A 12,228-nucleotide genomic window follows, 5' to 3' on the forward strand; every position below is an offset into this window, starting at 1 on the left:
TATGCGGTAATATGGCTAAATATCTGGCAGATTTCTACGAGGATTCAAATTCCGAACAGATTGATGCGCAACGGGCTGCGTATCAGCGGTCGATGGTAAGGGTATTAAAACGTACCCTAACGCAACCATCATTCCGCTACGCTTCGGATCGCCCGCTCGATTCGCTGGCGGCCTGCGTGCGCAACCCTTCCAATGCCGGCCTCTTTGGCTACAGCATAAATTAGTGCCTCGCCTTCGTGACCCCGCACAACCATTTCCCGAACAAGAGCAGAGAGCTCTGGGAGGCAAATTTCCGCGAGACTACGCGTAAAGTCATCATCGCCAGGACGGCGAAACACTACGTTTGAATCGTTCTCTAGGTGCGCAGGCCAGAAGAAAGCGCCGGTTTGATCCTCCTCGTGGCAACGGAATTGAGCACGGGCGATTTGCTCAACACGGTCACGAATCCGCGCCCCGGTTTTTACCCATCCGTGTGCTCGTGCAATACGTCTGGCGAGCACGATATCTAAAACAGGCCCCTCCTCCGCCACGACGTGAGTAATCATTTTTTCTAGATTTGCTGTATAGCTCGCCTCGAAAAACTGGTCAGGATTGACTACCTCAACAGCGGTACTAGGATCGGCCTCTTTGTAGAGGGAGCGCTCGACGGCCTGAAAAACTTCGAAATCTCCAGCTGCAGCTATAATCGCAGCTCGGGCGTACTTGAGCTCAGGCATTGCTCCCGCGGGATCATTGGCCTCTACCAGGATGGATGAGCTAGCCATCACTGTCATATGGTCTACGACCTCAATGACCTCAGCCATCGCAGCATCGACCTTCAGACGCTCAGCCTCCTGTGCTGCGTCGATGATGGCTTGCTTCGCTCGGGACACTGCGAGGAGATCATTCAGGCGCTGGTGTACTTTCTCCGCGGTACCCACTGCGTCGACCCACCAATCTGTCGACCAGATTCTGACGATTTCCCATCCGAGACCGCGCAATATGAACTCACGAAGCTTGTCTCGATCCCGAGCGGTTGCGCTGCGGTGGTACGTAGCGCCATCGCATTCAACACCGGCAAGGAACCGACCAGGAGCATCCGGATCGACCACACCTAGATCGATGCGGAACGAAGACACGCCAATCTGTGTAACGACCTGCCATCCCTTTTTCGCTAGCGCATCAGCAACTGCCGCCTCGAATGGGCTGTCGAAGCCGCCCACGCTACCCAAATTGGCTTCAGCCAACGCTTGTGGGCCACGTTCGGCAAACTCCAGGAAGTGCTTAAGGTCGCGGACTCCAATCGCCTGTGTCCGAGCCAGATCGATGTGCTCAGGACGCAGCGTAGAAAACACCACCAGCTCCTGGCGTGCCCGGGTGATGGCAACGTTCAGTCGACGCTCACCGCCTGGACGGTTCATCGGCCCGAAATTCATCGACATTACGCCGGCAGCGTCTTTTCCGTATGTGGTCGAGAAATAGATGATGTCGCGCTCATCCCCCTGTACGCTTTCTAGGTTCTTGACGAATACTGGCTCGAGTTCGGATTCTGCAAAATAAGAGTCGAGGGCCGGATCCTTGCGGCATGCCTCGTCAAGCATATCCATGATGAGCTTCTGTTGTTCACCGTTGAAGGTGACCACACCAACAGTGTGCCCGCTTTCCCGGAAAGCCGGCGTTTTAAGCCGAGCCACAAGGTCACCTACCAACGCTCTTGCTTCGATTATGTTGGTACGCGAGCCACCTTTGTCATACACACCCGCCACTGCGCAGAGTCTTACGGCTTTGTCAGCCGTATGCGGGGATGGGAAGGTAACCAGTTTGGACTGATAGTATCGCTGGTTCGAGAATGCGATTAGGCTCTCGTGGCGGCTACGGTAGTGCCAGTTCAAATTACGCATTGGCAGGTTCGCACTGATACATTCATCTAGAATGCTCTCGAGATCAGCTTCAACATCCTCATCATCGGACGTGGATTCGGCGCGACCAAAGAACGACGTCGGTGGCAGCTGTTTCGGATCTCCCACCATCACTACCTGTTTTCCTCGCGCCATGGCTCCGATGGCATCCCATACCGGAATCTGAGACGCCTCGTCGAATATTACTAAGTCAAAAGGTGTAGACGCCGGCGGCAGGTACTGAGCAATCGAGAGCGGGCTCATCAACAGACAGGGTGTCAACTTTGTCAGAGCATCGGGCGCTCGAGTGATCAGCTCTCGTAGCGGGAGATGCTTAGTCTTCTTACCCATCTCGTGGCGCAACAGTCCCCACTCCGACGATCTGCTTACGCTTTCTTGGCTCGGCAGATCAGCACACAGCCGAGCCCTGAGCCAGTCCTTGGTCAGTTCTGTAAATTTGTCGTCCAAGGCACGGAAGTCACGAATCCGTTGCTCATGCTCCACGCTGACAAACGTACGGATCACTTCCTCGCTATCGACGGTAGTGTTGAGCCACCAGCGAGCGTAATTGACCTCGAGGACACGTCGTACTCTTCCGGATGTAATAGCGCCACTTTCCATTCCCTGGACAATCGGCGCCAAGCCGACAGCGAACGCGTTATTACGCACTTTCCGCCAGGCGCACCATGCTTTAAGCCGAGACTCGGAAGAAACCACTGCTTCGCAATTTTGACGGAGACCGCTTAACGACAGGTGAGTAGTGTCATCGATACCTGCATCCGTGAAGTGGCCTGCCGAAGTCAACTGCGCCGATCGATCTTGCAGAGCCTCCAGCCTTTCGCATAAAGCAACTCCCGCCGTAGCTATCGCGCCCTCAGGCTCCAGCAGCGTGTTGCCATCCCCCAAAAGGGTTTGCAACGGGGCCTTATACGCAGCGATTTGTTCAGCATTGAGGGCAAGTTTTGCTAGTGCGGTAGCAACCTGCCCTTGGAAAGCCACTGCCTGGCGAGCCACATCAAGCTTTGTCTTCAAATCACTCCAGACTGGAACCGATTCGCGTAAATCGCCGAGATCAGCCAGATCACGCTCAACCACTGCTCTCTGCTTGAGAAGCTCGAGGTCGCTTTTCAACGCGTTACCACAGCGCCCATCCTGGACATTTGGGTAATCATCCGTCAGTCGACCTCGTTCTTCGATCTCACGTCGCTCGGCCTGGAATCGCAGAGCTGCAGTGAGCACGTCAAAATTGGTGCTCAACCCACTCCATAGCGATTGAGTGATGGCGCCTAGATAGCTCAGTTCTCCCAGTTGTACATCCAGCTGAACGAGGTTGCGCAGCCGACGGAGCTCTTGATTGAGTTCCTCTCCTAGCTGGCCCTGATCGATTTGCTGGAAGGCTTCGTCAATCCAAGGCCTACCCTCTTTGTGAAGCCGAATGGCTTCCTGCAATCTAATTGCTGTTCCGAGTTGCGCTCCGTCAGATTTAGAGCCCTGCCATACGGCGACGCATTGATGGCCAGGTTCCAGAGCGTCTATCTCTCGCTGCAACGATCGGATTTCCACCCAAATCGCAAGATCCTTGCCGTTATCGGCATCTCCTGTATCCCCTTGCACCGGAGCCATCAGCCCAGAAATCCGACGCTTACCTAGCCAGGATTTAGGCCAAAACGATTCGTCGGCCTCTTTCCATTCACGCCAGAGAAGATCGATATCCAAGGCGTCAACTGCAGGACTGTAAGTAGCGCTCAGTCGTTGTTTGTGCGCATTAATTTGACCAACTAGTGTGAGAGCCTGCGCGAGTACTTCAGTGACGCTTTCAGGCCAGGCAGGGCCGAGCTCACCATCCGTTAAGCGTCGCTGCTGCAAGAGATCCATGCCCTGTTTGGCATCGCTGACAACACGCGCAGACCATAGGGTAGACAGTCGAGAATTTATGTCCCGGTGTTGCTCCACCAGAGCGCAACCCTCTGCCAGCCGTTGGGCGATGGTTCGGGCATCTATGCGAAGCGCAAACCGCCAATCATGCCCCGCGGCGGCTGGCAATGACTGTGAGAGAGTCGCCAAGCCTTCGAGTGCAGTTGGTGTATATGTGGTAGCGGGAAGCCCGGACAGCTCCACGAAGCGATCTGCAGCTCTCTGTACTTCGACGATTGCTGGAAGCACGTCACGGGCTGCCTGAACAAACTGTTGCTGCCAATGTGTCGACCATTCGGATTGGCCCACTGCCGCAAATGCATTTCCGGCAAGCTGAGCATACCCAACGGCTTGAGCATTTACCTCAAGCCGATCACCCAGCTCACGAATGGCGAGCATCGCTGCCTGGTTATGGATTTCGGGGGATGGCCAGGCCATGGCGGCTACAGGCTCATCGGCACCTGATGTAACTGTTCCGATAGCGTCATAGATGGTGTAGCCATTGCTATATCGCCGGTGGAGGCGTTCGACGTAGATGTTGAGGCTATCTCGCAGCAATGCTAGTCGCTGCGCCTCGACTTCCCAGGCAGCAGTATCAACTTGCCCCTTCGCCTCCCACGCGGACTGTAGCTGTGCGAGAACATCGGTCTTCCGTGCTTTGCTTGAGTGGAGTTCCAGGCAGAACTCACCTAGCCCTATCTCCCGCAGGCGCCGGTAAACCACATCCAAGGCGGCGATTTTTTCAGACACGAACAGAACTCGACGACCTTGGGCGATTGACTGAGCGATCATGTTTGAAATGGTCTGACTTTTCCCAGTACCAGGTGGGCCGATGAGAACAAAGTCTTTCCCTTTTGCCGCAGCCATAACAGCCGTCAGCTGCGATGAATCCGAAGGCAGCGGGCAAAAGACGTCTGTCGGGCCATAGTCTCTATCCAGTGACTCCGCCTCAGGGAATGGCATATCAGAGACAAACGAATCACGTGGCGTATCTAAAAGATGCTGGACTACTGGGCTTTGGCGAAGGTGCTCCGCATTCTCGGCAAGGTCTTTCCACATAAGGTACTTGGCGAACGAGAACATCGAAAGCACAACGTCTTCATTGAGCTCCCAACCTGGAACATCTTTGATGGCGTGGCCAACCTTGTTCCATATGCTGGCGATATCTAGCCCTGAATCGTCTCTTGGCAACTCGTGCTCTAGCGAACCCAAGCCGAGCTCAAAATCCTGGCGAAGCATCTCGATGAGCGTGGGGTTGAACCTAGGTTCATCGTCATGGAGCACCATGGTGAACCCCGATCGAGCACTTTTACGTTCGAGTGTGACCGGCACAAGCACGAGCGGTGCTTTGTACTTCTGTCCAGCCTTGTCTTCACGAGTCCAGCTCAGAAAGCCAATTGCAAGGAAAAGCGTGTTTGAGCCACCTTCCTGCAGGGCGGTACGAGCGCCCCGGTACAGCTCCGTCAGGCGGACGTCCATCTCGTTAGAGGTCAGCGCAACGAATACTTCCCTGCGCTTAAGCGCGTCTTCAGCATGTCGCCGGCGGACATCTTCCCGCTCACGTTGCTCATAAAGCGCACGCTCCCGCGGATCGGCGCCATCCATAAGATCTGGGCGGGTCAAAAGCTTTAGCGATAGGCCACTTGCAAGAATATCTTCAAGAGCGCCCGGGTCAGGAGACTCGAGCTTAAGTGCTTTCTTGCCGGTCTTGAAGTTGAGCAGGTTGTTTCGAAGAGACAGATCCAAAAGCTTACGCTGCCATCTCCCCAACCGATCCGCAGGATCTAGCTTGGATAAATCTTCAACCTGGACTTCTGCGGGGTGGTCTGAGAGCCCGTTGCCGTCCTCTACCATCAATACAGGTCCCGCGTCGGGATCATCTCCACTGACACGGGCAAACTGCGTTTCTGAACTTGCAAGGGGTTTGATCCGCTGCAGTCGAGCGCGGCGGATATCCAGCAGCATCTCAAAGGCGCTCTCGGCGTCCTCAGCGATCTGAGTGGCACCTCTCTCTACCGCGTAGGTAAATGGAGGTATAGGATTTTGGGTGATGAGCGTCGTCTCGAATAACACGAGCTCCTGAAGCTTCACACGCTTGCGTACGGCTGTTATGTCGTCGACCAATGCAGTGGTGAATTCTTCAGGCTTCAGCCATACACCAGCGAAAGCGTGACCACGGGTAAACACAATCACCGGGTTGAGGCCGATTTGCTCGAGGGCGGCACAGAAAAACAGGGTCAAATCCATGCACGTTGCCAGACCGGTATCAGCGATCTGGCTGGGACTACGAATCTTTTGACCTGTCTGCTCGAAACTCGCTGGTGGCAGCGCGTAATCGAGCCTCATTCGTGCGACCGCACCCCAAACCGCAGAGGCGAGCTGCCAAGCCCGCTTCGCCCCCCCCTCATAGCCATCAAGTGCCGACGGCTTATCGCTGAGGCGAAGGAGTTCCGCGGTTTGTTTCAACAAGCGTTCTACAGCAGGGTCGTTAGGTTGGACGAATGCGGCAGTCATATCAGGAATGTGTCGCATCCCACCCCATTGATTTCGGGGCAGTAAGTCAACGACGTGCTCGATGCGAGTGACCTCTTTCCGGCCGCTTTCAGCTTTCTTGTCATCGGCTTCGAGCACAAAACTGAACGTGGAGAGCTCGGCTTCAGTCAGACGGCTAAGCAAAGGGCCGTCAAGGACGAGATCCAAACCCGGTATGACCGTAAAGCTCTCGGACGCAATTTCATCCATCCGCCAGATCTTAGGCTTGAAAACCTCTGGTTGGGACGACAACGTCAGCGTTGCGTTTAGAAAACGGTCTGTGGTTTCGTTCGAGATGCGAAGCTCCCGAATCACAGGAATCGCGTTCTGGAAGTCAGCCAAATTCAACTTGGCGACCAGAGTCACGAGGATTTTGACTTCTTTCGGCGGGACTTCGTCCTGAGGCGAGAGGGGCTGAACGATTTCGTCCATGCGCGACCATCCTTGTCATGCGCTCAAGGGGTTCAGGCGGGTACCTGGTCGGAAAGCCCTCTCAAGCTAGTGGCATGATGATAGCGCTTCTTGCCCAAATCGTATTGAGCCTTTTGTCGAACCAGGATGCTCTTCTTGTGAGTCCCTGAGGTGAGAGGTTTCCCTTCCAAAACGATCCAACATTTAATACGTCCGCGCTGCCAATGATTTAGATCCGCGCAATCGTTGGCAATCGACTCAAGTCGTGTAGCCGTCGTGCGAGATCGTATCTACGTCGTGCGAGCCAAGTATGGCAAAGCCTCTAAAGGCAAAGGGACAAAAAGCTCCCACCACTAAATCGAAACCTCGGCAGAAATGCGAGAAGGATTCGTCATTGTAGGCTTGCTGTTCCAAGGTCGAGGATTTGGCCACAACACTGACGACCTGATGGTCCATGCTGCGTCGCTGAGCACGGGGCAAAAAGCAACCATTAGAATGCAGATGAGTACAACAAAAGCCTGAAGGACGCCATCTCGATTAGGATCCTCAGGCGGGCTTCAAGTCAGGCAAGCGGGCACCCTTGCCAAAAACCAACACCGAAGCCAACGCTGGCGTCAGCACCAATGTCCCTATCATGTTCCAGATAAACAGCAGCATCAGCAGCATGCCCATGTCCGCCTGAAACTTAAGCGCCGAGAACATCCACGTCGCGACGCCCGCCGCCAGGGTCAACGCCGTGAATACGATCGAGGTACCGGTGGTTTTCAGCGACTCCAGGTAAGCCTCCTGCGGCGCCAGCCCCTGACGCAGAAACCCCTCAATCTTGCTATACAGATAAATCCCGTAATCCACGCCAATCCCTACGCCCAGCGCGATCACCGGCAGCGTCGCAATCTTCACCCCCAGCCCCATCTTCGCCATTACGGCTTCGCACAGCACCGTCGATAGATACAGCGGCGCCATCAACGCAAACGCCACTTTTAGCGAGCGGAACTCCCACCAGACGACCGTCGTAATGATGATAAAGACCAGAATCAGCATCAGCGTTTCTGCGCGCTCGATGACGATGTTGGTAGCGGCCTCGATGCCTGCGCTGCCGGCCGCTTGCAGCAGTTGCAGCTCACCGGTGTTGTTCTCTGCGGCGAAGGCGTTGACTGAGTTGACCACGCCGGTCAGGGTTTTTGCCTTGTGATCGGCGAGGTACAGGCTGATCGGTGCGGCACTGCAATCGCTGTTGATGAACTCGCTGGCGGCACCGGCACGCGCGGTGTTCATGACGTAGGGATCACGCGACAGTTCGGCCCATTTCGGGTTGCCTTCGTTGGTCGCCATGATCTTGAAACGCATGGCGTCGTATAGCGATTGCACCGATTCCACGCCCGGTACCTGGCGCATGGTACGGGCAAAGCGATTGGCCAGGTCGGCGGCGGCGAACCGTGCGCATTGCTCTTGCGGGGTTTTGAAAATTACCACGTAAACGTCGGTGCTGGTTGTGTAGTGGTCGAGCAGATAAGCGTTGTCAAGGTTGTAACGCGCTTGCGGGCGAAACTCCGGCGCGCCCTTGTCGAGGTCGCCGACCTGCAAGGTCTGGCGCGCGTGGTAGCCGTAACCGAGTAACACCAGGCAAGCGAGAATCAATGGCCAGGCAAAGCGTGGTTCGCAGACGCGCGACAGTCGGGTAAACAGCGGCCAAATGTGGTTCATCCGCCGTTGTTGTTTGCGCAACCCAGCCGGGCTGACACCTACATACGACATTAACACCGGCAGCAGGAACATCTTGGTGAACAGCGCAACAAACACGCCGATGCTCGCGGTGATCGCCAATTGCTGGATCACGCCGATGTCGACCACCATCAAGGTGATGAAGCCAACGACGTCGGCCAGCAACGCCGTCGAACCCGGGAGGAATAACGCCCTGAATGTACGGCGCGAAGCCTGCAACGACGTCGCGCCCTTGCCCACTTCCACCACCATCAGATTGATGTTCTGCACGGCGTGGCTAATGCCGATGGCAAATATTAGGAACGGTACCAGAATCGAATACGGGTCGAGGCCGAGTCCAAACAGGCTGAGCAGGCCAAGCTGGCAAAGCACCGTCAGCAGGCAGGTCAACACGGTGACGGCAGTGCTTCGCCAGCAGCGGCAATAGGCGTACAGCAACAGGGTGATGAGCCCGACGGTGATAGCAAAGAACAGCGCAATATCGCCGAACGCGGCCAACAGATCGCCAATGATCTGCGCGAAACCGATGACCCGGATATGCACGCCTTGGGCGTCGAAGCGCTCGCGCACCTGCTGTTGCAGATTCTGCGCGAGTACACCGTAGTCCAGTGGCTTTCCGGTTTGCGGGTCGTTCTCCAGCAACGGCACGCGGATCACCACCGACTTGAAGTCATTGCCGACAAAACTGCCGAGCATGTTGGCCCGAACAATGTTTTGCCTGACTTGCGCAAGTGCCTGCGGCCCGCCGTCGTAATCATCTGGAATCACACGCCCGGCGCGGATGCCCTCGTTGGTGACTTCGGTCCACAACGCATTTGGCGTCCACAGTGACTTGAGGTTGCCGCGATCGACGCCGGGCACGTAGAAGATCGCATCATTGATCTCGCGCAGGGTTTCAAGGAACGCCTGGTTGACGATATCGCCCTGCGGATTTTCCACCACGACGCGCAACACGTTACTTTGTGGGCGCAGTACGTCTTCGAATTTCAGGTAGTTGGCTACGAAAGGATGATGCATCGGAATCATCCGGCTGAAACTAGCATCCGGTCGCAACGACAGCGCGGCGAATCCGAGCAACAGCGACACCAGTACAAACACAACGAGCACTGTTTTGCGGTAGCCGAACAACGCATGTTCAAGATGCCTGACCAGGCGCGAAGCGAGGCCTGCGTGATGCACATCGACATTCATACTGGCGTTCATTGCAGGTGCTCCTTGATCTCTGCCAAGGATTGGACTTTTAGACCTGCGCTGCCGATCAGTGCGACTTGCGAGGCGGACATCTGCCCCACGCCAAGCAACGGTAAGCGACTAGACAATCGCCAGACTTTGAAGTGTTCGCCGTCGTCGCTGTACAGCACCACGCCACCCTGCCCGGCCAGCAAAACGCTACCGTCCACAAGTTGCTGCCCGCCATACAACGCGGCTTTGACTGGGTTGACCAGCGCATGCCAAGTGGCGCCGGTGTCGTAACTGGTAAACAGCGCGCCACCAAACCCCGTGGCCAGTACGTTGCCATTTTTCAACGCCAACAGTTTGTAGATCGATGCAGGCCCGAGCGTGATCGGTGTTTGCCAGTGCGCACCGTTGTCCGCCGAGCGATACACGCGCCCGCCCTCACCCGCGATCAACAAGGTGCCATCGGCCAGACCGAGAATCGCATTCAGGTGCAAGCGATCGGGGTTGTCCACGCCGGACTGATATTGCCAACGACGGCCAGCATCGACCGTCGACAACAACACCCCGTAAGAACCCACCGCCCAACCTTGATTGGCGTCGCGAAACCACACATCGAGCAAGGGCCGCGACGCACCGCCGGCAGTCGCCGCCTTGGCATCGTCGACCGCGAACTGTGCATTTTCCAGAGCGAGGCTTAGCGCGCTGTCATCCGGATGTGCGGCTTTGTCTTCAAGCAGTCGCTTCACTTCACCTTCGGCAGACTCATTGAGCAGCGCGTTGATCTCGTTGCCGTCTTCTGCTTGAAAAAATGTCTTGCCGCCGTCAGCGCTGTGCAGAATCACCCCGTCATGCCCCACCGCCCAGCCGTTTTGGCCGTCGACGAAATGCACGGCCGTCAGCAACAAATCCACGGGCACTTGGGCTTGTTCGACCCGGCCATCCGCGCCGAGCAACAGAATATGCCCGCTGTCACCGACCATCACTTGGCCGTCAGGCAATGTCTGAATCGACGTCAGTGCCGAGCGACTGGCCGCATCCGACATCGGCGACGGGCGTTGCAGACGATCCGGGGCCGCAACGGCCAGACTGGCGCTAAACAAGAACGCCAGGCCCAGCGCCGGCGGCGAAATCAAACTTTTCATCGCGAAGTTGTCTCTGGAATAAAGGGCGCAACAGTCGACGTGGCCGTTTGCACGACCACGCTTATTCACTCGTCAGTAATCAGTTACCGGCACGGCGCAGGGCCGCCGGGCTGAAGTCCTGTAAGGTCGTGTGTACGCCGAAACGCTCGGCACGTTCCTGGTTGGCCAAGCCGTTGACCACGTAGCTGCGCGATTGCAGGTCGTAAGCCACGTCGCTGATGGCGATGCTCGACAGAACGTCGAAACGCTGCAACGAGTGCGCTTCCTGCATGCGCCACAGCTCACCGCGACCATCGAATAAGTCAGTGGCCAGAATCGCCCAGCTGTCTTCGTCGATGTACAGCGTGCGTTTGCCATAGATGTGGCGCGCACCTGGCTTCAACGTCCCTTCCACCACCCACACGCGGTGCATTTCATAGCGAATCAGATCCTGATTGAGATGCTCTGGCTTGACGATTTCGCTGTACTGCAACGAACGGTCGGCCAGCTTGTAGGTGTTGTAGGCGACGAGCATTTCTTTCTTGCCGTCCAGTTTCCAGTCGTAGCGATCGGAAGCGCCGCTGTACATGTCGTACATGTCATAGGTGCGCAGCCCGTCGGACAAACCATCAAAACTGTCGTAGCCCAACTCGGGCGCGCGCATTACGCGGCGTTGCCCCGGGTTGTACTGCCAGGCCAGACGCGCTTCCTTGACCTGATCCATCGGCTCGTGCAGCAGAGTTTGTTGACCGGCAACACTGTCCGGCCCGGTCACTTTAAGCAGGTAGTAATACAGCCGATTGGGTTCAGGATTGCCTAGCGCTGAGGCCATGGCGAGTGTTGCGTCGCGATGGATCACGGTGTAGCTGCCGCCCGGCTTGACCACCATTTCCGTCGGAAAATATTGGTAGCTTCCTTGGCGATAGCGCGCCAAGTGGTTGTAGAGCAACTCCTGTGGCTTGGTCGGAATCGGGAACGGCACGCTGGTTTTCTCGTAGTTGGCCATGCCCGAGCCGCTGTCATTGAGGACGACCTTGCCGGCCTCCTGCTTGATTTGCGCGTACTCACTGGCCGGCAACGCGACGGATCGATGCGTCGGGTAAACGAGCATCTTGTAGTCGGGGAACTTCTGCAACATGGCTTTGTAGCCGGCGGTCAACTGGTCGGCGTATTGGCCCATGTTTGCGGCAGTGATGGTGTACAGCGGCTTGTCATTGGCGTACGGATCACCATAACTTTTGCCGGCGACGTAACCCGGCGGTGCCTGGGTCAGACCACCGGTCCAGGCAGGAATGGTGCCGCTGGCGTTACCGGACATCTGCGCACCGAACGGTGTCAGATCCTGTCCCAGACGTGCCACATCGGCGGCACTTGCTTGAGCCAGCGCCATGGCACTGAGGACGGAGAGCATGCTGCCCATGGCCGTCAGGCAAATCATTTTTGTTGTTTTCATTGGATGCCTCGTTGTCCGA

4 protein-coding genes are annotated in these 12,228 nt (G+C 56.5%); all 4 read right to left on the reverse strand.

Annotated elements, in window-relative coordinates:
• Positions 1 to 128: 128 nt before the first annotated feature.
• Entirely contained in the window at positions 129 to 6,755 is a 6,627-nt protein-coding gene (proA, locus tag L9B60_RS27185) for an anti-phage protein ProA (protein WP_249674060.1), read from the reverse strand.
• 525 nt (positions 6,756 to 7,280) lie between these two features.
• Positions 7,281 to 9,584 (reverse strand): efflux RND transporter permease subunit, encoded by a 2,304-nt coding sequence (locus tag L9B60_RS27190; RefSeq protein ID WP_249674061.1) that lies wholly within the window; start codon positions 9,582 to 9,584, stop codon positions 7,281 to 7,283.
• A 71-nt stretch (positions 9,585 to 9,655) separates the two neighbouring features.
• Complete coding sequence (locus L9B60_RS27195) at positions 9,656 to 10,777, reverse strand: WD40/YVTN/BNR-like repeat-containing protein (protein WP_249674062.1); 1,122 nt, start codon at positions 10,775 to 10,777, stop codon at positions 9,656 to 9,658.
• A gap of 79 nt (positions 10,778 to 10,856) precedes the next feature.
• Complete coding sequence (locus L9B60_RS27200; RefSeq protein WP_249674063.1) at positions 10,857 to 12,209, reverse strand: DUF1329 domain-containing protein; 1,353 nt, start codon at positions 12,207 to 12,209, stop codon at positions 10,857 to 10,859.
• Positions 12,210 to 12,228: the final 19 nt, after the last annotated feature.

The sequence above is a fragment of the Pseudomonas abieticivorans genome (assembly GCF_023509015.1).
Lineage (GTDB): Bacteria > Pseudomonadota > Gammaproteobacteria > Pseudomonadales > Pseudomonadaceae > Aquipseudomonas > Aquipseudomonas abieticivorans.